The organism is Serratia fonticola, assembly GCF_001006005.1.
Lineage (GTDB): Bacteria > Pseudomonadota > Gammaproteobacteria > Enterobacterales > Enterobacteriaceae > Chania > Chania fonticola.
This window is the reverse complement of the sequence record NZ_CP011254.1, coordinates 5,184,354-5,205,109: the sequence shown is the minus strand read 5'-3', so window position 1 is coordinate 5,205,109 and position 20,756 is coordinate 5,184,354. Positions and strand designations below refer to the sequence as shown.

Genomic DNA, 20,756 nt, shown 5'->3' with positions numbered 1-20,756 from the left:
ACCTCACTACAACCCATTCTGCGCGATAACCGCGTGGAATGGGTTTTCTTTCATGATCCGCGCGACGTGGCTAGATGACACGAATATCGCTGCTTTACCTTTGAACGTGATGATCTTTCAGAAATCTTACCACCAGGCTGCATGCTATAATTCGTCGATATTCTGCACGGAACCTCTTTGTTAAGGATAAATGACGATGACCCTCTTCCCTGGATTTAAAACCACGCTGTTGGCGGCCTCGGTGCTGTTGGCCTATACCGGCCTGGCGCAGGCGCAAAACGTCACGCTCAACGACGTGACGGTCTTTATTCGCGGTGCCGAGTTATTCAACAGCAGCAAAGTGACGCTACCGGCGGGGGAAAGCGAAGTCGTCTTTACCAATATTGCCAGCGGGCTGAACGAACAGAGCCTGATGCTCGATGCCGATAACGGCGTGGTCGTGCAATCTTTCAGCATAAAACGCGATTTTCTTACCGAACATGTGTCGCCTGAAGTGGAGCAATTAACCAAGCAGATTGATGATGAGGTGCGCGAGCAAAGCAAACTGAACGTGCAGCGGGAAGTGATCCAGGCGCAGTTGGCGGTACTGGAAAGTAACCGTGCGCTGGGTTCGGAGAAAGAGGGCGATTCCGTTGAGCAGGTTAATCAAATGCTTGAGCTGGTTAGCCGCCGCATGAGTGAGGTGCTGCTGGCGGATATCGAGATTAAAGAGAAAATCGCTGCGATTGACAAGAATATCGAAAAGCTGAAGAGCCAGTTGGACGAGGCTCAGCAGAAGACTGGCCAAACGGTGAATCAGGTGGTGGTGAAGTTTTACACTGCGAAAGCCGTGACCAGTAACGTTAAGCTGTCTTATGTGATCCCAGATGCAGGTTGGGTGCCGACTTATGATGTGCGGGTCAACAGCATTACCCAGCCGGTCAAGTTGAGCTATAAGGCCAATGTGTTTCAGAACAGCGGCATCAACTGGGATAAGGTCAACCTGACGCTTTCCAGCGGCAACCCGAGCGAAGGGGCGCAGGCGCCGAAGTTGCAACCTTGGTACCTCGATTTTTATCAGGACTACTCAAGTTCCAAGATGGCAAGGTCGATACCCAGACCGGCACCGGCTCCCCTTGCGGAAATGGCCGCTGGCGCGAATGCTCCAGAGCTTGATGGAGCAATGGCCCCCAGAGCTAAAAGCTCCCTCTCTGACTATGTGGTCACCGACGCTGGTGGTGTGAATACCCGCTTTAGCATTTCCCTGCCTTATAACATTGCCTCCGATGGTAAAGGGCATTCCGTCACCATCAAGGATGTAGACGTTCAGGGCGACTATCGCTACGTGGTGGTGCCGAAAATTGAGCCTGATGCCTTCTTGCAGGTACAGTTAAAAGACTGGGAGCAGCTTAATTTGTTGCCGGGCAAGTCCAGTATTTTCTTCGAGGGTTCGTTTGTCGGCCAGGGGTATATCAATATCGCCGAGGCCAAAGAGACGCTGGATCTGTCATTGGGCCGGGACAAAAAGATTATCGTTAACCGCGAAAATGGCAAGCAGCTGACCTCGAAGGCTGAGTTCTTTGGCAATTCGGTAAGCCAACAGTACTCCTTTGTCACCAGCGTGAAAAATACCCGCAAAGAGCCGATTAAGCTGGTGGTGATGGAACAGATGCCGCTGAGCCGGGATTCGGCGATTACTATCGACGGGCTGAAGTACGACGGTGCCAGCTACGATAAAGACACCGGTAACGTGCAGTGGGCACTGGATTTACCTGCGAATCAGTCTGAGAAGTTCACCCTGTCTTATACGGTGAAGTATCCAAAGGATAAGCGCGTGAGCAATTTATAACTTTACCCCTCACCCTAGCCCTCTCCCACAGGGAGAGGGGACCGAACGTGCCACATCTTTGCTACTGTATTAGTCCTCAACAGTAGCCTGGTTAAAGACTGACTTCTGTACCTGAAAACGGCTCTGTGCCAGCTCCCTCTCCCTGTGGGAGAGGGTTGGGGTGAGGGGCCAATTCAGCTTCCTTGGCAAATAGCTGCCACAGTGCCTCAACGGATTTAGCCATCTTGGTCACGGGCCGGTAGAGGCGTATCTCAATGGGCAGACACAAATCGTCGGGGCGGTCGGTGGCAACTACGATCTTGCCGCTATCAACGTCGGCCTCTGCCAGCGACTGCGGCAACCAGGCGACACCTTCTCCAGCCGCCACCATGGCGAGCAACGTGGCGGCGAGATCCGAAGTAAAAGCGACTTCCATCCCTCGTTTGGCCCGGCTAATCACCGCGCTGTTGGCGATAATTCGCCCCAACCCCGAGTCATTGCTGAACGACAGGTAAGGGAATTTTTGCTCCCCGATTTTCCACATCGGCGTTGCGGAACCCGGCAAAGCCAGGCTGTAGGGCAGCAATCGATCCTTCCCCAGGCGTAGGCTAACAAACTTTTCCGCATCGAGAGTCATCTGCATATGCGGATGATAATGGCAGAGTAAATATTGCGCCTCCCCTCGTGCCAACAGGTTCTCACAGGCTTTTAGCGTATCGGACAGCAGGCGGAAAGAGCCTAATCTGGCCATCTTTTCATTGCGCCTGAGCAACGCCGGAAAGAAAGAGAATGAGAGGGCGTGGGTGGCTGAAAATACCACGTCCGGTTGGTGCTGCCCGGTGGCATCCAGGGTTTCGCTCCTCAGCGTGTAGAGCGCTCTGATTAACTCGGGGGCCTGTTTGCAAAAGACTTCACCGGCCTTGGTGAGGTGAACTCCCCGCCGATTACGTTCGAAAAGCGGCGTGCCGACCCACTCTTCCAGCGACTGAATGCGGCGGCTGAATGCCGGTTGGGTGACATAGCGAGCCTCGGCGGCCTTGGAGAAATTGAGGGTATCGGCCAGCGCTACGCAATCCTCAAGCCAGGTGAGTTCCAAGTGATGCCGATTCTGCATAACAGCTATCCTTTTTTCGCATTGGCCGGTGATGTTCTAGCCGCTTACTATGGCAAGAAACCGGCAGGGTGCCAATGCCTGACAGTCTAGGATGCGAAAAATGCATCAACGATACCCCTGCGAATCACGACCGTTGGAGAGAAAAATGCGTATTACAGACGTGGTGGAAATCACCAAACCGATTGCCTCGCCGATCAGGAATGCCTATATCGATTTCAGCAAGATGACCACCAGCCTGGTTGCGGTAGTGACCGATGTGGTGGTTGATGGCCGCCGGGTGGTGGGCTACGGCTTTAACTCCAACGGGCGCTATGGGCAAGGGGGGCTGATCCGCGAGCGTTTCCGCGATCGCATCTTGCAGGCTGAGCCTGACAGTTTACTCAACTCACGGGGCGATAACCTCGATCCGCACCGGGTGTGGCAGGCGATGATGATCAATGAAAAGCCCGGGGGCCATGGAGAACGTTCGGTAGCCGTGGGAACGCTGGATATGGCGATCTGGGATGCCACCGCCAAAATTGCCGGTAAGCCGTTATTCCGTCTGCTGGCGGATATGAAAGGCACCGTGGCTAATCCACGGGTGTTTGTCTATGCCGCCGGTGGTTATTACTATCCAGGCAAAGATCTCACCGCGCTGCGTCAGGAGATGCGTAGTTATCTGGATCGTGGCTACAACGTGGTGAAAATGAAAATTGGTGGTGCGCCGCTGGAGGAGGATCGCCGTCGTATAGAGGCCGTATTGCAAGAGATTGGCCACGAGGCGCGGCTAGCGGTGGATGCCAACGGTCGCTTTGATTTAGAAACCGGGATTGCCTACGCCGAGATGCTGCGGGAGTATCCGCTGTTCTGGTACGAAGAGGTGGGTGACCCGCTAGATTTCGCTTTGCAGGCCGCGCTGTCCGAGTTCTATCCGGGGCCAATGGCGACCGGAGAGAACCTGTTTTCACACCAGGATGCCCGTAATCTGTTGCGCTACGGCGGTATGCGCCCCGACCGTGATTATCTGCAGTTTGACTGCGCGCTCTCCTATGGGCTGGTGGAATATCTCCGCATCTTGGAAGTCCTTGAGCAGTTCGGCTGGTCTCCCTCCCGCTGTATTCCGCATGGTGGCCACCAGATGTCATTAAATATTGCTGCGGGCTTGGGCCTAGGGGGCAATGAAAGCTACCCGGATCTGTTCCAACCCTACGGCGGATTCCCAGACTCGGTGAGGGTGGAAGACGGCCATATTGTGATGCCTGAACTGCCGGGGATTGGCTTTGAAGGTAAATCGGAACTCATCAAGGTGATGCGTGCGTTGGCGGAGTGATATAAGGCAACAGGCAGGAGAAGAACCCTGCCTGTTCGGATCCTTACGCCATAGAGCTTATCGTCTTACGGAAGCGGCTAAGCGCAAAGCCAAAGAACGCGAAACCAATCACCAGCAGGATAGCAAACTGTGGCCACACGATACTGAAATCCGCTCCACGATAAAGTATGGCCTGCGCCAGACTGACAAAGTGAGTGGTTGGCATGGTTTGCATAAAATTCTGCACTAACCACGGCATGCTTTCACGTGGGGTAGAGCCGCCAGACAACATCTGTAGTGGCAAGAGCACCAGGATCATCAGCAGCCCCAGTTGCGGCATCGAACGCGCGATAGTTCCCATAAAGATGCCGATTGAGGTGGTGGCAAACAGGCTCAGCGCCACGCCCAGCATAAACAGCAAAATGGAGCCTTCGATAGGCACATTCAGCACGCCTTGCACCATAAACACCAGCGAGAGTCCGGAAGCCAGCAGTACCACTAATCCCATCGACCACACCTTGGCCAGCATGATCTCAAACGGCGTGATTGGCATTACCAGCAGATGTTCGATGGTACCGTGCTCGCGTTCGCGGATCAGCGCCGAACCGGTGAGGATAATCGCCAACATGGTGATGTTATTGATAATCGCCATGACCGATCCAAACCACGATTGCTCCAGGTTGGGGTTAAAGCGGGTGCGTATTTCCAGATCTACCGGCAGTGCGGTACCCTCCCGATAACGCTCCATGAACTCGTTCACTTCGCCAGTGACGATGTTTTGTATGTAGCTGTTACCCAGAAAAGCCTGGCTCATGCGGGTGGCGTCTACGTTAAGCTGGATGGCGGGTTGCCGGCCAGCCAGTACGTCGCGCTGGAAGTTGGGCGGGATATCTATCGCAAAAGTATAGCTCCCCGCATCCAGCAACGTGTCTATCTGATGGGAGTCAATCATGGCCGGTGGCAGGAAATAGGGCGCATAAAAACTGTTTATCAGGCGAGTGGAGAGCTGAGATTGGTCTTGATCCGCGATGGCCAACGGAGCCAGATGCAAAGAGCCTGGCGTCACCGTTGCTGATGAATAGATAGACAGCGTAAACGAAAAGACGATCAACGCCAGCATGGCTTTATCACCCAGCAGAGTGCGTAGCTCTTTAATCCCGAGGTTGAAGATGTTACGTAAGCTGCGCATTAAGCCTCCTGTTTTTTCAAAAGAAGCACGCTTAGCCCGATAATCACCGGAATGGCGATCGTCAGAGGAATAAACGAAGCCTGTAGGTCGAACAGGTTCAGCGCTTTGGAGAAGGTACCGCGCGTGATGGCCAGGAAATGCGAGGTCGGGTAAATATTGCCGATCCAACGGCCAATGCCCTCTAACGACGAAACCGGGTCAATCATGCCGGAGAACTGGGTCGCCGGGATCAGAGTGATGATTGCCGTACCAAAGATCGCCGCTATCTGGCTCTTCATAAAGGTAGAGATCAACAGCCCAAGGCCGGTAGCGATTATGATGTACAACAATGCCGCCAGCGACAGCGTAAGAAAACTGCCTTTGTGCTCCACACCAAACAGGAACACCGACAGCGCGCACAGCAGCAAGAAGTTAAGCATGCCCAATACGATATAGGGCAGCTGTTTACCCAGCAAAAACTCGGTCTTGGTCACTGGCGTAACATACAGGTTGATGATGGAGCCAAGCTCTTTTTCCCGCACTACACTTAGCGCGGTGAGCATAGCAGGGATCATCATCAGCAACAGCGGGATCACCGCCGGGACGATGGCAGGCAGGCTTTTCACATCCGGGTTGTAGCGATAGCGCGTTTCTATGTCCATCAGCACGTTGCTCTTTGCCACGATAGGCTGTTGCGCCGCCATGCTGCCTAACCAGTTCAAATGCATCGCCTGTACGTAGCCCCGCACCGTTTCCGCACGGTTAGGCATCGCTCCGTCCACCCAGACACCGATTTTCACCTTGTGTCCACGGGCGATATCACGGCCAAAATTAGGTGGAATTTCGATGGCAACTGCCAGTTCGCCGTTGCGCATCCGGTGTTCCAACTGGTCATAATCGGTGATCGGTTGCTGCTCGATAAAGTAGCGTGAACCCGCAAGATTTAACACGTAGGCCTGGCTGGTGCCGGTTTGATCACGATCCATCACGGCGAACCGCAGGTTTTCTACGTCCATGCTGATACCGTAGCCCATGATAAACATCAGGATTACGCTGCCGACCAACGCCAGCGTAGAACGCACAGGATCGCGTCGCAGCTCCAGCGATTCTCGCTGGCTATAGCTAAACATGCGTGCGAGGCTGAAACGGTTATTCACCCCATGTGGTGATGCCTGGGGAGCAGGGTTTTCTGCCAGAGATTCTGGTGGCATACCGTCGTCGCCAGAAGCTTCACGCAGGTAGGTAATAAATGTTTCCTCCAGCGTGTTCAGGCCGCGCTGTGCCACTAAAGCCCGCGGTGTATCGCTGGCTAACACTTTACCGGCATGCATCAGCGAAATACGGTCACAGCGTTCCGCCTCGTTCATAAAGTGCGTGGAGATAAAGATGGTCACGCCGTCTTGCCGCGAGAGGTCCACCATCAAATTCCAAAACATATCGCGAGCCACCGGATCGACACCGGAAGTGGGTTCGTCGAGGATCAACATTTCAGGTTTGTGGATCACCGCGACTGCCAGGGATAAACGCTGGCGAATGCCCAGCGGCAGGGATTCAGGCAACGCATCTGCCACTTCAGTGAGCATGAAGCGCTGATTCATTTCCTCTACCCGAGCGGCGATTTGTTCTTCGGGGATATGGAACAGCCGAGCGTGAAGCTCGAGGTTTTGACGTACCGTCAATTCGCTGTAAAGCGAAAATGCCTGCGACATATAGCCTACCCGGCGGCGGGTTTCGATATCTTTAGGATCGACTTCCTGACCAAACAGCCAGGCTTTACCTTCGCTGGCGGGTAGCAGCCCGGTCAGCATCTTCATGGTGGTGGATTTACCACAGCCGTTGGAGCCCAGAAAACCGAAGATTTCACCGCGTGGAATGCGGAAATTCACGTTTTCTACTGCGACAAAATCCCCAAAGCGCATCGTCAGCCCCTGAGCTTCAATCGCCACGACGTCATCATTGGATTTATCACGCGGTGGAATAATGACCTGTTGATGATTATTGCGTTTCTCTTCAGGCAGCAAAGCGATAAAGGCTTCTTCCAACGTCGCGCTTTGGGTTTGCTGGCGGAGTTCACGCCCGCTACCGGTTGCCAATACCCGCCCGGCGTCCATGGCTACCAGCCAATCGAAGCGTTCGGCTTCCTCCATATAGGCCGTGGCGACCAGTACGCTCATATTGGTCTGGCGTTCACGGATGCGATCGATCAGTTCCCAGAACTGGGCACGAGAAAGAGGATCTACTCCGGTTGTGGGTTCATCGAGGATCAGCAGTTCGGGATCGTGTATCAACGCGCAGCATAGCCCCAGCTTTTGCTTCATCCCGCCGGAAAGTTTGCCTGCAGGGCGGTCGCGGAATTTTGTCAGCCCGGTACTGTGCAGTAAATCGGTTATCCGTTGCTCTCGTTCTGCTTTCGCCTGGCCAAACAGGCGGCCGAAGAAATCGACGTTTTCATAGACAGACAGGGTGTGATAGAGGTTTTTCCCCAACCCCTGAGGCATATAAGCAACGCGTGGGCAAACGCTGCGCCGGTGGTCGGCATCGGCCATATCCCCACCGAGCACCGCAATCTTGCCAGACTGAATGACCCTGGCTCCGGCTATCAGGGACAGCAGGCTGGATTTACCCACGCCATCCGGCCCGATTAACCCGACCATCTGCCGTGCAGGGATCTCAATGCTGACCTCATGTAACGCGGCGGTACCTCCATAATGTTGGCTAACCTGGCTCAGTTCGACCACAGATGTGCCGGTGCGATTCATCATTGCGGTAGCCTCACAGCCAGATCTTCCGGCCAGCTTTTGGCGCTATCTAGCCGGACATAGGCCATCCCCGGTAAACCGGTTTTGACGTACTCAAGGTGTTTTTCCAATAACTCCGGCGAGATACGTGCTTTCACACGGAACATCAGTTTGAGGCGTTCATTATCGGTTTCAACGGTTTTCGGCGTGAATTGGGCCACGCTGGCGACATAGGTGATTTTGGCGGGAATTCTCAGCGTTGGGGCTGCATCCAGGATCACATGTACTTCGCTGCCGATTGCGACTTGACCCGCTTGCTCGGTAGGGAGGAAGAAGGTCATATACACGTCGCTAAGATCGACCATGTTCAACACGCGTCCGCCAGCGGCCAAGACTTCACCCGGCTCGGCGACGCGATACTGAATGCGGCCATTGCGGGGGGCTTTTAACGCACTGTCTTCGATGTCGGCAACGATCCGGCGTTCGGTCGCTTTAGCCGCTTCGACGCGGGTATAGGCTTGAATAATGCCCGCCTGTGCGGATTCTATCGCTGCCTGAGCCGCAGAAACCTGTGCCTTTGCCGACTCTAGTGATGCAAGCGTGCTCTGTGCTACGGCGGTATCATCATCCAGCTGTTGGGCGGATACGGCATTGTTTTTGACCAGCGTTTTTGAACGTAAAAAACGCTTGTTGGCCGAATGCAGTTCCGCCTCTCGCTGCCGAACCACCGCTTGTGCCGCTAATTTTTCACTTTGGCGTTGGGCTAACAACGCCTTGGCTGTGGCAATTGCACTCTCGGTTTCACGGATCTGGGCCTGTGCTTCAAGCCGCTGCTCATCCAACACGCGGGTATCCATGTGGGCTAGTACCTGGCCTTGTTTGACAAAATCCCCCTCGCGCACCTCAATCTTTTCAATACGGCCCGCTACCTTGGTCGAAATATCAATTTCTGTCGCTTCAATCCGGCCATTACTGCGGGCGAATCCCTCGGGGATACCAGGATCGCGTAGATGCCACCATGCAGCACAAGCGGCCACGATGACCAGGATAAGCAGTGAATAGAAAGTGAGGCGTTTTCTGTTTTTGATATTCATAAAGACTCGCTGTAGTCCATACAAGAAAAAAGAAAGGCGCTACGAGGTCTAACAAACCCAGCTAGGCTGCTCTGTTAAACGGAATTTCAGTCATGGCAGACAGGGATAAAAAATGATGAATCGATAACAAAACAGGGGAGGTTCTGCCGCTAAGGCAGAGGGAAAAGAGAAAGAAGGCAAGGCCATGAATACGTGTCTTCAAGATATCCCATCGTTGTATGAATGAAACAAGCGCACTAATAGCTAATACTGGTCCTCATACTAATATGAAAGCTCCTAACTCTATTGGGTTATTGTGCCTTTTCGACGTGCGACAACCGGAAAAAATGAATAGAAACAAGGAGAAAAAATAGGCATGGCGCCGTCAATCAGCGCCATGTAGGGATTACGCCGGTTTAAGAGCCGGTTCAACCAGGCTATAGACCTGTTGATTGAGTGCGGGGGCATTTGCCAGTTGCTGGACATGTGCAGCAACGTCCGCACGCATCACAAAGCCATGAACTTCTTGCCCCTGAAAGCGTTGCGCCTTGCCGGTAGCATTGCCGTTTAGCAGCCCGCCGGGGCGCAAGATGGCGTGATCCAGCGTGCTGGTCTGTAACCAGCTTTCCGCCAGCGATTTCTCGCGTACCGCCTGGCCAAACCCTGCTTTGGCGCGTGGTGATAAAAACGGCCAACCGTCGCCACAGCCCAACGAGGTGACGAGGATCATGCGCGATATCCCGCATTTCTCCGCCGTATCAATCACTGTCCGATGGGCCAGATAATCCTGTGCGCCGCCCATTGAAGAGATGATCGTCGCGTTGGCACCCGCAGCTTCGCAAGCGCGGGTGACTGCAATGGCATCACAAGCGTCACCGAGATAAACCTGTACGCCTTTCTCCCGCAGGCGAGCGGCAGCCTCCGGATTGCGTACCACCGCAACCACCGGACGCTGTTCCGCCAGCGCAAGTTCCAGGGTCAGCGCGCCGACCCCTTTGCCGCCAGCGCCAAAAATCAGCCATGGTTTCATCGTTCACTCCTGTTAGAGGGTGGCTACCGCAATGCGCGGCAGATCCAGTTGTTGGAGCAGCTCATCAAGAGACTGCAGAATATTGCTTGCCCAGAAGCGCCCTTCGTTGGTCAGGCGCAGGCAGGTTGTAGCGTCGCGGGTTAACCCCGCCCGATGCCACTGTGCGAGCAGCGGCTTCAGCTTTTCCGCATCGGGCGTCAGTTCATCCAGCGGGATGCGCGCGTTTTCCACGCCAGCCTGTAACGGCTGACGCCACTGGCTTCGGTTACCTGAGGTACGCATCATCATCATCAGCGGTTTGCGACCCGCAGCGATAGCGTCGTGCCAGCTAGTGAGGTTGCGCTCAATCATCCAGGAATAGCCGTTGACCGAACCCCCGCCGCCGGAGCCAAAGGCCAGGCAATCTGCGCCTTGCTTAATCAACAGGTTGTACAAATTGCGTTCTCGCGTGGTGCGCGCCCAGTGACTATTGCTGATACAGCGCCAGCCTGCCTGGTCCATGAAATCGCAGCCCTGCAAATAGAGATCGCGCCGCTCGGCAGGTGAGGGAACGGAGGTGCGGCCAGCTTCCACTGCTTTACCCAGCGGCGTATTGGGCAGCAGATTGAGGGCGTAGAGATCGACACCGTCCAGGCCTATATCGCGGGCAATCGCCAGATCTTCGCCCCAAAGTTTCGCATCCTGACCGGGTAAGCCGAATAGCAAATCGCAGACCACGGCAGCGCGGTCGCGACGAACTAGTCCTTCCATAAACGCAATGGCGCTTGCGCCGTCGGAGGTACGGGCCATTTTTTTGCGGATTTGGCTATTAAACGACTGAATACCAATCGAAAAGCGATTGGCTCCGGCATCCAGACAGGCGTCTATCCGCTCATCGTCAAAGTTTAGCACCCGGCCCTCGATGGTGATTTCGCAGTCTGGGGCCAGCGGCAGTCGTTCGCGTAGTGCGGTGATGATGCGAGCCAGATCCCGTGCGGCAAGCGCCGAAGGCGTTCCACCACCAAAATAGACGGCATGGATTGGCGCAGACTGATGCAGAGGGCTGTCTGCCTCCATTTCGATCTCGCGTAGCAGCGCATCGGTGTAGCGGGCGCAGCTGTCCTCCTCGAAACGGTTTTGGTAAAAGCCGCAGAAGGTGCAGTGGGTGGCACAAAACGGAATGTGTAGATACACCAGACGCTTGCGGCTGGGCGTGGTCTGGCCGATGACGTTTTGCCAGGTTGATGCCAGCAGCGGTTTTTCCACGGGGATCGCGCCGCGCAGCGGCATCATGGCACGACGATCTTTAAACGGCTGATTGCCTGCCAGTGCAAAATGCGGGGTTAAATCCAGCTCAGTGTCATGTTTCAACTCAAGTTCCTTCAATGGGGCAGAACTGATGGAGGCAGGGCCGCATGGAAGCGCAGCCACTCAGACCTGTCATAGTTTAACTGAAAATGATTACCATTTGCATTTATATACTGACAATCGTCAGCAGAGTCTATCCAGCAAGCCGCCAATTAAATGTAACGTTGACTTGGGTCAAACTTTGCGGCGCCCCGAATTAAATTTTAATGGTCGATGCGAACAACCATTGCTAACGCTGGAGTTTATATGTACTATCGCCGCGTTTTCCCATTCATTCACTTTGCAAAGGAGGTACATCATGAATTATCACGCACTGTTTACCCTTTGCGGGTCGTATCCTCAGGCATAATTTCCTGTTCTCCAGGTATTGCTAGGGCTACCGCCCGCCAAATCCAAAAAATGAGATAAAATATTAATCAGGATTGGTTATGAGCAATACTATTGGCTCCGTTACGCCGCGAGTTTCATTGATCGCGTCGGAACACACCTGGATTGAAGGAAATGCAATCCAACAATTAGAAATTACCGCCAAGCTGCCGGATATGGTGCGCGTAGTCGGGATGCCAGATTTGCATCCTGGCCGTGGTTACCCGGTCGGTGCCGCTTTCTTTTCACAACATCGCTTCTACCCGGCGTTAATCGGTAATGATATCGGTTGCGGTATGTCGCTATGGCAAACAGATTTGCTGGCGATGAAACAGTCGCTGGATAAACTGGAAAAAAACCTGGGCAATATTGACGGCCCGCTAGAGGAAGAAGAGTTGGGGGATATTCCGCCTGCGCTTGGCGATTATTCTCGTGCATTAGGCACCATTGGCGGCGGTAATCATTTTGCTGAACTGCTACGCATCGACGAAATATATCAGCCGCAGGCCGGTCTCGATAAAAAACGTCTGATGCTGTTGGTGCACAGCGGTTCGCGTGGCTTGGGCCAGCTAATATTGGAACAGCATGTGCGCGCCCATGGGCATCATGGCCTGCTGGAAAATACCGATGCGGCCAACGATTATCTGCAACAGCATCAACAGGCATTGGATTTTGCAGGCTTAAACCGGCAACTGATTGCCCAGCGGATATTGCAGCGGTTACGCACTGCTGGCGATTGCCTACTGGATATCCATCATAACCTGCTGGCGGCGGCCACTATCGAGGGCGTGCCTGGCTGGCTGCATCGTAAAGGGGCTACCCCGTCGGATGAAGGGCTGGTGGTGATCCCCGGTTCGCGCGGTGATTACAGCTATATCGTCCAGCCATTACCTGCCGCCAGCAGTTTGTATTCGTTGGCGCATGGTGCCGGGCGAAAATGGATGCGTTCCGAGTGTAAAGACCGCTTATCGGCGCGTTTCAGCACCGAGCAGTTGGCCAGAACCCGTTTCGGCAGCCGGGTGATTTGCCGCGACCGCCAACTGATTTATCAGGAAGCGCCGGAAGCCTACAAGCCGATTGATAGTGTAGTAGGAGCCTTGCAGCAGGCCGGATTGGTCACGTTGGTGGCGCGTATGCAGCCAGTGTTGACCTACAAAACCAGCGGGGGGCAGTCATGATCTTGTTACAGATTTCTGCCGCCCAGGGGCCGGATGAATGTTGCCTGGCGGTGAGTTTGGCACTGCGCCAGCTCCACAAAGAGGCTCAGGCCATGCAGGTGGAACTGCATGAGGTTGAGCGGGAAGAGGGCCGCCTGCCCGGCACGTTGCGTTCGGTGCTATTGACGCTTAACGGCGAAGCGGCGGAGCCATTGGCCGCCAAGTGGTGCGGGACATTGCAGTGGATTTGCGAAAGCCCGTGGCGTACAGGGCGCTCCAGAAAGAACTGGTTTATTGGTGCAGCGCGTTTCTCTCCGGCAGCAGTGCCAAAAGAGAGCGAGATCCGTTTTGAGACGTTGAAGTCCTCCGGGCCGGGTGGGCAGCACGTGAATAAAACGGAGTCGGCTATTCGCGCCACCCATATCGCTAGCGGCATTAGCGTCAAAGTGCAGACCGAGCGCAGCCAACATGCCAATAAGCGTTTGGCGTATTTGCTGATCGCTCACCGTTTGGAACAGCTTGAGCAACAGCAACTGGACGAACAGCGTGCTGAACGACGGATGTTTCACCATCAAATAGTGCGCGGTTCACCGGTTCGGGTGTTTAAAGGCGAAAGCTTTACGCCGCTCGCTTAATCAATATCGGCCTGATGGGGCAGGCCGATAACGCTATAAGAAGAAAAGAAATGGAAACACATAAATATGGTCGGACGTACCATTATCCGTTCTCACCGGGAACCACCAGTGACGATCGGATCAATAAACACTATTGGCAAGACATACGGTTAATCCCCTCACTGATCCATACGGAAAAGCTCGATGGTGAGAATAACTGCCTGAATCGATATGGCGTATTTGCACGCTCCCATGCGGCACCGACGGTTTCTGCCTGGACGCGCCAGATCCGCCAGCGTTGGCAACTGATTAAAAATGACCTGGGCGATATCGAACTGTTTGGGGAGAATTTGTATGCCACCCATTCGATCGAATATCGTGGCCTGCAACAGGACTTTTATCTATTCGCCGTGCGCTGTAAAGACATGTGGCTGAGTTGGCAAGAAGTGCAGTTTTACGCGACATTATTTGATTTTGCCTGTGTACCAGAAGTGGTACAGGACGTGCCGCGCCAGACGGAACAAGAATACCGCTCGGCAATACTGGAGCAGGTGGGAGTAGTGGGGAGTTTTGCGCCGCACGATGTACATACCGGCTTGCCATGTACTATGGAAGGGATTGTCACCCGCAATGCGGCTGAATTCCCGGTGGCTCAGTTTTCCCATAACGTATTTAAGTACGTGCGTAAAAACCATGTGAAAACCGATCGTCACTGGAGAGTGAATTGGCAACGAGCGCGTATGGCGTACGAGTATCAGCAGGAGGATAAACCATGTGGTGCTTAAGTGAAGACAAGCAGTGGGGCAGGCTGGCGGATAAATTCCGTTGGGTGGCCGACATGCATCAGGTGCCACAAGATCCCCGTCATCATGCGGAAGGCGATGTGGCAATCCATACCCAGCGCGTGCTGGCGGCACTGACCGAGTCTGCGCAGTTTTTGGCGTTGCCAGAGCAACAGCAGGAGCTGGTTTGGGCTGCCGCCTTGCTGCACGATGTAGAAAAGCGCAGTACCACGCGGGTTGCCGACGATGGTTCGGTGACCTCACCCAACCACGCTAAACGCGGTGAACTGACCACGCGCTCGATCCTCTATCGGGATATCGTGACACCGTTTGAACTGCGTGAACAGGTAGCGGCCTTGGTACGTTTTCATGGTTTGCCATTATGGATCATGGGGCGGCCATCGCCGGAGCGGGCGCTGTTATTAGCGGCCTTACGGTTGGATACACGGTTGCTGGCGATGTTGGCACGGGCGGACGTGTTGGGGCGCGAGTGTGACGACCAAAACGGCCTGCTGGATAACATCGAGCTGTTCGAACTGTTTTGTCAGGAGCAGCATTGCTGGGGGCAAGCACGTCCTTTTGCTAGCGATAACCAGCGTTACCACTATTTGACGCATCCGCAGGCTAGCGTGGATTTTGTTCCCTACGAGCAATTTCAGAGCGAAGTGACGTTACTCTGTGCGCTGCCGGGAATGGGTAAAGATCGCTATATCGCGCAGCATGCCGCTGGGCTTGAGGTTATCAGCCTGGACAACATCCGCCGGCAACACCGGTTGTCTCCTACCGACAAGAACGCGACCGGCTGGGTCGTGCAGCAGGCCAAGTCGCAGGCAAAAACGCTGCTAAGGCGAGGTGAGCCTTTTGTCTGGAATGCCACCAATATTACCCGGCAGTTGCGTAGCCAGTTGGTTGAGTTGTTTATCGCCTATGGCGCAAGGGTGAAGATTGTTTACCTGGAAGTGCCGTATGCCCAGTGGCAGCGGCAGAATGCCGAGCGGGAGTACAGCGTACCAACTGATGCGATGGCGCGGATGCTGAGTAAATTGGAGATCCCGCAGGCGGACGAGGCGCATGAGGTGGAGTTGCGGGTCAGCTCTTGAGGTTTGCGCTATAGTTAAGCCATTGTTTGTCTTCTGATCAAAGGATGCCCGATGATGACTGCCCGAATGTTGCTTCTGTTACCCTGCCTGTTGATGTCTGCCAGCGTGCTGGCAGACTCCGCGTTTGAATCACTGGAGTTTGCCAAGCAAAAGCAGCAGATTATGGTCGATCTCAAAAAGCGCTGCCACCCGCCAACCACGATCTCTGACGAGGCATGGGCCAATACCATTTTATCGTCAGAGACCAATGAGCGTTATGTCCGCGAAGCCAAATTGGCTATTGAGCGTAATAACCCTAAAAATTACCAGGCCGCACTAGACAAGGTGGAATGCCCGAAACTCTGATGCCTTGCGGTTAAGCAGAACCTTCAGTTTGCGATCACCGTGACCAATTGCGGTGATTCAAACATCGCCTTCGGCGAAATAACCGATTCGTCCCACGGGATTCGCGTTCCGTAGCGCTCTTTCAGTTTCTGCTGCACGGCAGGAGCACCAAAGTTAAATTCACGCACTTTTTGCAGCTTGCCGATTTGTATCCCTAGTGCGCGATCGTAAATTTTCCACACCAACTCCGAGCAATATAACTTCTCATCAGACCAGGAAAACTGCATGTCGTAGGGCTTTCCGGCAAAGCTTTTGGCCTGCTGGCGTATTTTTAGCTGCGCGGACGGCGTCATCATTTGCTTGGCGTTCTTCAGCCGTTTGACGACAAAATGCTTTTGCTCTCCCCGATCGATCCAGGCGGCCAGCGGCGTGTATTTCACCGTCGATACCGCTTCGAATACGTAAGGTTTGCCATCTCGCAGCACAATGATGCCCATGTGGCTGTAACGCGAGCCGGTGGCTTGCTGTATCGCCAGGCTCTGTGCCGAGCGGGAAGTGTGGAAAATGATGTCACCATCCTGCACCGCAGGTAGCTCGCGAGCTTGGCTGACCAGCACGGTCATCAGGCCGATGGTGAGAAAGAGGATAGCCCACAGGCGTTTGGTAAAAATCACGTTCAATCCCTCGAAGTTAGAATCTAGCCATTTTATCGGGGCTGTGTGAAGTGAGGATGAAGTGGTAGATCAAAGCAGGGAGGTCGCATTGGCTGCCCTCATGCTTTAATAAAAATAATGCTATTTATCAATGTAATAATAACAATTCCAACATTGTGGTTAAAGGGTGCTTAAAGCGGGCCGATAGCTGTTCTATTGATGTTGTCAGCTAAATAGGACGAAACCGGATGTTAGGGATCTACCGTATATCGATGAGAATGAAGCTTTTCATTGCTCTGTTTCCACTGCTACTGGCTTTATGCTGGTTTGCCGGTTCGGGTATGAAAACCCGTATCAACACCGAACGTCAGATGGATGTCATCGTTCAGCTAACGGCAATTGCGCGTGGTGCAGGGGATGTCGTGCATGAGCTGCAAAAAGAGCGTGGCATGAGCGCCGGTTACCTGGGCTCTGGCGGCGGGCAGTTTCGCGCTGAACTAGCGGATCAACGTAAACTAACGGATGCGGCTATGGCGACATTTAGCCAGCTGTTAGCTAAAACGGATCGCCGCGCATTGGAAGGGATTGATACATCGGCGATTCAGTTATTTAACGACCAAACTCAGTTGCTGAGCGAGGTGCGTAATAACGTCAGCAATTTACACACCGCGGCGCCAAAAGCCATTGGTTTTTATACTAAGACCATCGCGCAGGTGCTGGATTTTGTCGGCGGTATCGGGCATTTGACGACCTCGGGCAAAATCGGCCAAGAATTGTCAGCGTATTACAGCCTGCTTAACCTGAAAGAACAGTCGGGAATAGAGCGGGCATTACTCTCCGGCGTTTTCTCTAGCGATCGTTTTGGTGACGGGCAATTCCGCCAGTTGAGCGATGTGGTAGGAAAACAAGAGGCCTGGCTTTCTGCGACTCGTCGTTTCAGCACCGCGGAGCAGGCGGCGGCGCTTGATGGCGCATTACGCTCTGCATCGGCAGCCGATGCCCTTAAGTTTCGTGAGATTGCGATCGATAAAGTCACCACCGGTGGATTCAAAGTTAATCCTACCGATTGGTTCAAGGCTCAGACTCTGCGCATTGAAGTGCTGCGTCAACTAGAGAATCAAACCGCTGACACCTTGCAAAAGCATGCTGCAGAGTTGTCACGCACGGCACGTAGCGAATGGATAACTTTCCTGTGCATCAGCCTTCTTTCCCTGGCAGTGGCCTTGGCGATAGCCACCGTCGTTGCGCGGAGTATCCATCTGCAACTGCAAGGAACGCTGAAAACGATTGGTGAAATGGAGGGGGATTTGACCCAACGCCTTAGCGTGCCGGGTAGTGATGAGCTGTCAGCATTGAATCATGCCTATAACCAATCCATTGAAAATATTCAGCATATCGTTAAAGAGATTAAATCCGGCTCGGAGGTGCTTCACCATGCTAGCGGTGATATTGCTGCTGGCAATCAGGATTTAGCGCAACGTACTGATGAACAGGCGGCATCTATCGTTGAAACTGCGGCAAGTATGGAACAAATATCCACGGCGATTGCCCAGACTGCAGATAACGCCCGCGAAGCTGAACAACTCACGCTGGCGATGGAGCGTGATGTCATGCAGGCGAATCGCGTGGCGAATGAGGCCAGCCAGAGCATGACGGAGATCCGTAATTCTAGTGAGCAGATTTCACGTATCGTGGCTTCTATTGACGACATTTCTTTTCAGACCAATTTATTGGCGCTCAATGCTGCGGTAGAAGCCGCTCGAGCTGGCGAGTCCGGCAGGGGATTTGCGGTGGTAGCAAGTGAGGTGCGTAACTTATCTCAACGTTGTGCTAAAGAGGCGAGCCAGATCCGAGAGCTGATTAATCAAAATATGGAAAAAATTGCGGAAGGCGTCGCCCGGGTTTCGGCTTCCGGGATCGCGCTAAAAGCGGCAGCAGATAATTCAGGACTGATGAAACAATATGTTAGCGATATCGCTCAGGCCGCCAACGAACAATCATTGGGGGTGGGGCAGGTTCATCTGGCTTTGAATCAGCTTGAACAAGTCACCCAGCAAAATGCGGCTTTGGTTTCCCAAGCGGCCAGTGCCAGTCAGGTACTGGACAACCAAGCGGCAGCGATGACCCAATTAGTGAATCGGTTTATCGTATAATGTTGTTGTAAGGACGGTGGGAGTAATCCCACCTCCGACTCGATCGTTTGCTCCGTAGCGTATTTTTATTATTCTTGAGACGTCTCCACTTTCCCTCATGCCGTTTACCGTATATTTCCTGATGTCTTTTTGTGTAAGCGGTATGTCGTTTTGTGCTGCCTGGGTGCATACTATTGCCCTCCCAAAGGCGGTGGGCAAGGCTTTGGCGCTATCTGATAATAAAAAAGGAACGGTGATGAAAAGGCGTAAATTTCTCAAGGGTGCGGCGGCGTTATCTTCTTTTGGGCTGATAAGCCCGGTCTGGTCTGAGTCGCGTAAAACGGATATCCCTGCGTCAACCTGCGTTGATAACAGAAGACGTTTTGTGATGACACAAACTTACCAGCTGAAAGCGCCAGCAGGCTCAGAAGGTAAGGCCAATTTGTGGATCCCGGTCCCCCTGGACACCGCCTTCCAGCAACTGAAGCACATTTCTTTTTCTGGCAACTATCAGCAGGCCTACCTCACGGCGAATAATACCTACGCAGCCAAAACGTTGTTTGCTTCCTGGCCGGACTCCAAAGGCCCAATGGAACTGAAGGTGGAAATGCTGATTGAAACCTTGGACTGGGAACCGCTGAAGAGCAACCAACTGGCCGAATGGCACCTCCCGCAAACCGATCTGGTGTTCCCCGCAGAAGTACAACCCTATCTTAACGCGACCCCACATATCCCGGTGGATGGGCTAGTGAAAGAAACGGCGTTGAAGATTATTGGCAGTGAGAAATCCCCTCTGCAGCAGGCGCGATTAATCCATGAGTGGGTAAGAACCCATATGCATCGTGACGATGCGGTGATTGGCTGCGGTACCGGTGATGTGGGCCAAATCCTTAAGGCCGGCAAACTGGGCGGCAAATGTACCGATATCAACTCCGTGTTTGTCGCGTTGTGCCGTGCCTGCGGGATCCCGGCGCGTGAGATGTTTGGTATTCGCTTGGGCGCATCCCGCAAGTTGGGGAGCTATTCGAAGAAGGCATTTGGCAGCGCTGATGAGCAAGGCGTGGCAAAAGTCAGCGGGGGGCAGCACTGCCGGGCGATGTTCTGGCTGGCAGGTTTCGGCTGGCTACCAGCCGATCCGGCCGACGTCACTAAAATGCGTCTGGCAGAGATAAAAGAAAACGGTGATGCCGCCGTTGAAGCCGTCAACGATTACCTGTTCGGCAACTGGGAAATGAACTGGGTTGGTTTTAACTACGCCCGTGATTTCGCGCTTTCGCCAGAGGCAGAGCAGGGCGACCTCAATAACTTTGGTTACCCCTATGCTGAAGTGGATGGTGACCCGTTAAACTTCTACGATCCGGCCGAATTCAGCTATGACTATGTCTCTGTCGAACAGCGTTAAGGGCAGTGTAATGACGCTGCTGGCGGCTCTGCTTGCCGCCGCAGCATCGACGCTTTGCTGCCTCGGGCCGTTGTTGTATCTGGTGTTTGGTATCTCGGCTGCCGGGCTCACGGGGATCCCGGCGCTATCCTGGTTGCAGTGGCCAATGATTATTGTGGCTATCGGATTGATGCTGCGAGGATTTTGGCGGCTTTATCTGTCGCCACGCCCGGTCTGCGTGAACGTCGTCAGCCGTCGGGTACTCATTTGGCTTTACTGGCTGTCAGTACCTTTGCTATTGGCGTTGATGACCTACCCCTACGTATTACCTTGGATTTGGGAAATGATGGAATGAAGAAGCGCATTTTTCTGCTGCTGGCTCTGGTATTGATTGCGCCGCGGTTATGGGCGGAGAACCAGAAAGTCACGATTGATATCAAAGCCATGACCTGCTCACTGTGCGTCATCTCCATCAATAAAGCGTTGCGCTCGACTGATGGAGTGATTAAGGCCAAAGCCTCACTGAAAACGCACCAGGCAGAAGTGATTGTGCCCGAGGGTTTTGATAATCAGGTATTGCTGACGGCGATTTCCCGTACCGGCTATAGCGGCGAAATCCAGGGCGTAGTGCCAGCCCCGTAGTTACACTGTGCTGATTTTTGTACTGAATTGCTGCGAGGAA

The 20,756-nt window shown here is 53.8% G+C and carries 18 protein-coding genes; 11 read left to right on the top strand and 7 right to left on the bottom strand.

Annotated features, from left to right (window positions below):
* Positions 1-190: 190 nt before the first annotated feature.
* A complete protein-coding gene (locus WN53_RS23085) occupies positions 191-1,828 on the top strand; it encodes a DUF4139 domain-containing protein (RefSeq protein WP_080660743.1) in 1,638 nt (545 codons plus the stop codon).
* 91 nt (positions 1,829-1,919) lie between these two features.
* Here WN53_RS23085 and WN53_RS23080 read toward each other — a convergent pair whose 3' ends face one another.
* Positions 1,920-2,921, bottom strand: coding sequence for a LysR family transcriptional regulator (locus WN53_RS23080; RefSeq protein WP_024485929.1), 1,002 nt, complete (start codon positions 2,919-2,921; stop codon positions 1,920-1,922).
* A gap of 145 nt (positions 2,922-3,066) precedes the next feature.
* Between WN53_RS23080 and WN53_RS23075 the strand changes: the two genes are divergently transcribed.
* Complete coding sequence (locus WN53_RS23075; RefSeq protein ID WP_024485930.1) at positions 3,067-4,230, top strand: mandelate racemase/muconate lactonizing enzyme family protein; 1,164 nt, start codon at positions 3,067-3,069, stop codon at positions 4,228-4,230.
* 43 nt (positions 4,231-4,273) lie between these two features.
* Here WN53_RS23075 and WN53_RS23070 read toward each other — a convergent pair whose 3' ends face one another.
* The 5 genes from WN53_RS23070 to hutW all read right to left on the bottom strand — a co-directional run bounded on the left by WN53_RS23070 (position 4,274) and on the right by hutW (position 11,568).
* Positions 4,274-5,398 (bottom strand): ABC transporter permease, encoded by a 1,125-nt coding sequence (locus tag WN53_RS23070; protein ID WP_024485931.1) that lies wholly within the window; start codon positions 5,396-5,398, stop codon positions 4,274-4,276.
* A complete protein-coding gene (gene rbbA / locus WN53_RS23065; RefSeq protein WP_024485932.1) occupies positions 5,398-8,139 on the bottom strand; it encodes a ribosome-associated ATPase/putative transporter RbbA in 2,742 nt (913 codons plus the stop codon). Before rbbA ends, WN53_RS23070 begins: the two co-directional genes overlap by 1 nt.
* Positions 8,136-9,209, bottom strand: coding sequence for an HlyD family secretion protein (locus tag WN53_RS23060; protein ID WP_024485933.1), 1,074 nt, complete (start codon positions 9,207-9,209; stop codon positions 8,136-8,138). Before WN53_RS23060 ends, rbbA begins: the two co-directional genes overlap by 4 nt.
* Positions 9,210-9,594: 385 nt before the next feature.
* Complete coding sequence (chuY, locus tag WN53_RS23055; RefSeq protein ID WP_046808314.1) at positions 9,595-10,218, bottom strand: anaerobilin reductase; 624 nt, start codon at positions 10,216-10,218, stop codon at positions 9,595-9,597.
* A 12-nt stretch (positions 10,219-10,230) separates the two neighbouring features.
* The gene (gene hutW / locus WN53_RS23050) at positions 10,231-11,568 is read right to left on the bottom strand and encodes a heme anaerobic degradation radical SAM methyltransferase ChuW/HutW (RefSeq protein WP_024485448.1); all 1,338 of its coding nucleotides are present in this window, start codon (positions 11,566-11,568) and stop codon (positions 10,231-10,233) included.
* A gap of 425 nt (positions 11,569-11,993) precedes the next feature.
* On the opposite strand from hutW, the gene WN53_RS23045 reads away from it, so the two are divergent.
* Genes WN53_RS23045 through WN53_RS23025 form a run of 5 tightly spaced genes read left to right on the top strand, consistent with a single transcriptional unit; the run spans position 11,994 to position 15,929 of the window.
* On the top strand, positions 11,994-13,109 hold the full coding sequence (locus WN53_RS23045) for an RNA ligase RtcB family protein (protein WP_024485447.1): 1,116 nt from the start codon (positions 11,994-11,996) through the stop codon (positions 13,107-13,109).
* Positions 13,106-13,723: a peptide chain release factor H gene (prfH, locus tag WN53_RS23040; RefSeq protein WP_024485446.1), complete on the top strand. Its 618-nt coding sequence runs from the start codon at positions 13,106-13,108 to the stop codon at positions 13,721-13,723. The genes WN53_RS23045 and prfH overlap by 4 nt, the downstream gene beginning before the upstream one ends.
* Before the next feature lie 50 nt (positions 13,724-13,773).
* Positions 13,774-14,487: an RNA ligase family protein gene (locus WN53_RS23035; protein ID WP_024485445.1), complete on the top strand. Its 714-nt coding sequence runs from the start codon at positions 13,774-13,776 to the stop codon at positions 14,485-14,487.
* Positions 14,475-15,584 carry an AAA family ATPase gene (locus WN53_RS23030; RefSeq protein ID WP_024485444.1) on the top strand — a complete coding sequence of 370 codons (1,110 nt, stop codon included), beginning with the start codon at positions 14,475-14,477 and terminating at the stop codon, positions 15,582-15,584. Before WN53_RS23035 ends, WN53_RS23030 begins: the two co-directional genes overlap by 13 nt.
* A gap of 51 nt (positions 15,585-15,635) precedes the next feature.
* Positions 15,636-15,929, top strand: a complete 294-nt coding sequence (locus WN53_RS23025; protein ID WP_024485443.1) for a YicS family protein — start codon at positions 15,636-15,638, stop codon at positions 15,927-15,929.
* A gap of 23 nt (positions 15,930-15,952) precedes the next feature.
* Here WN53_RS23025 and WN53_RS23020 read toward each other — a convergent pair whose 3' ends face one another.
* Positions 15,953-16,531, bottom strand: a complete 579-nt coding sequence (locus WN53_RS23020; RefSeq protein ID WP_046808508.1) for a YiiX family permuted papain-like enzyme — start codon at positions 16,529-16,531, stop codon at positions 15,953-15,955.
* A 278-nt stretch (positions 16,532-16,809) separates the two neighbouring features.
* Between WN53_RS23020 and WN53_RS23015 the strand changes: the two genes are divergently transcribed.
* The 4 genes from WN53_RS23015 (at position 16,810) to WN53_RS23000 (ending at position 20,716) form a co-directional block, all read left to right on the top strand.
* Positions 16,810-18,714 carry a methyl-accepting chemotaxis protein gene (locus tag WN53_RS23015; protein WP_024485441.1) on the top strand — a complete coding sequence of 635 codons (1,905 nt, stop codon included), beginning with the start codon at positions 16,810-16,812 and terminating at the stop codon, positions 18,712-18,714.
* Between the two features lie 235 nt (positions 18,715-18,949).
* On the top strand, positions 18,950-20,095 hold the full coding sequence (locus WN53_RS23010) for a transglutaminase-like domain-containing protein (protein ID WP_046808507.1): 1,146 nt from the start codon (positions 18,950-18,952) through the stop codon (positions 20,093-20,095).
* A 10-nt stretch (positions 20,096-20,105) separates the two neighbouring features.
* Positions 20,106-20,429, top strand: a complete 324-nt coding sequence (locus WN53_RS23005; RefSeq protein ID WP_244887729.1) for a hypothetical protein — start codon at positions 20,106-20,108, stop codon at positions 20,427-20,429.
* Positions 20,426-20,716 (top strand): heavy-metal-associated domain-containing protein, encoded by a 291-nt coding sequence (locus tag WN53_RS23000; protein ID WP_024485439.1) that lies wholly within the window; start codon positions 20,426-20,428, stop codon positions 20,714-20,716. Before WN53_RS23005 ends, WN53_RS23000 begins: the two co-directional genes overlap by 4 nt.
* Positions 20,717-20,756 lie beyond the last annotated feature (40 nt).

Coding starts and splice junctions, on each gene's coding strand:
- WN53_RS23080 (WP_024485929.1), bottom strand. CDS start 2,921: ATGCAGAATCGGCATCACTTGGAACTCACCTGGCTTGAGGATTGCGTA.
- WN53_RS23020 (WP_046808508.1), bottom strand. CDS start 16,531: ATGACCGTGCTGGTCAGCCAAGCTCGCGAGCTACCTGCGGTGCAGGAT.
- WN53_RS23030 (WP_024485444.1), top strand. CDS start 14,475: ATGTGGTGCTTAAGTGAAGACAAGCAGTGGGGCAGGCTGGCGGATAAA.
- chuY (WP_046808314.1), bottom strand. CDS start 10,218: ATGAAACCATGGCTGATTTTTGGCGCTGGCGGCAAAGGGGTCGGCGCG.
- WN53_RS23000 (WP_024485439.1), top strand. CDS start 20,426: ATGAAGAAGCGCATTTTTCTGCTGCTGGCTCTGGTATTGATTGCGCCG.
- WN53_RS23085 (WP_080660743.1), top strand. CDS start 191: ATGACGATGACCCTCTTCCCTGGATTTAAAACCACGCTGTTGGCGGCC.
- WN53_RS23045 (WP_024485447.1), top strand. CDS start 11,994: ATGAGCAATACTATTGGCTCCGTTACGCCGCGAGTTTCATTGATCGCG.
- prfH (WP_024485446.1), top strand. CDS start 13,106: ATGATCTTGTTACAGATTTCTGCCGCCCAGGGGCCGGATGAATGTTGC.
- WN53_RS23005 (WP_244887729.1), top strand. CDS start 20,106: ATGACGCTGCTGGCGGCTCTGCTTGCCGCCGCAGCATCGACGCTTTGC.
- WN53_RS23010 (WP_046808507.1), top strand. CDS start 18,950: ATGAAAAGGCGTAAATTTCTCAAGGGTGCGGCGGCGTTATCTTCTTTT.
- rbbA (WP_024485932.1), bottom strand. CDS start 8,139: ATGATGAATCGCACCGGCACATCTGTGGTCGAACTGAGCCAGGTTAGC.
- WN53_RS23060 (WP_024485933.1), bottom strand. CDS start 9,209: ATGAATATCAAAAACAGAAAACGCCTCACTTTCTATTCACTGCTTATC.
- WN53_RS23035 (WP_024485445.1), top strand. CDS start 13,774: ATGGAAACACATAAATATGGTCGGACGTACCATTATCCGTTCTCACCG.
- WN53_RS23015 (WP_024485441.1), top strand. CDS start 16,810: ATGTTAGGGATCTACCGTATATCGATGAGAATGAAGCTTTTCATTGCT.
- WN53_RS23070 (WP_024485931.1), bottom strand. CDS start 5,398: ATGCGCAGCTTACGTAACATCTTCAACCTCGGGATTAAAGAGCTACGC.
- WN53_RS23075 (WP_024485930.1), top strand. CDS start 3,067: ATGCGTATTACAGACGTGGTGGAAATCACCAAACCGATTGCCTCGCCG.
- WN53_RS23025 (WP_024485443.1), top strand. CDS start 15,636: ATGATGACTGCCCGAATGTTGCTTCTGTTACCCTGCCTGTTGATGTCT.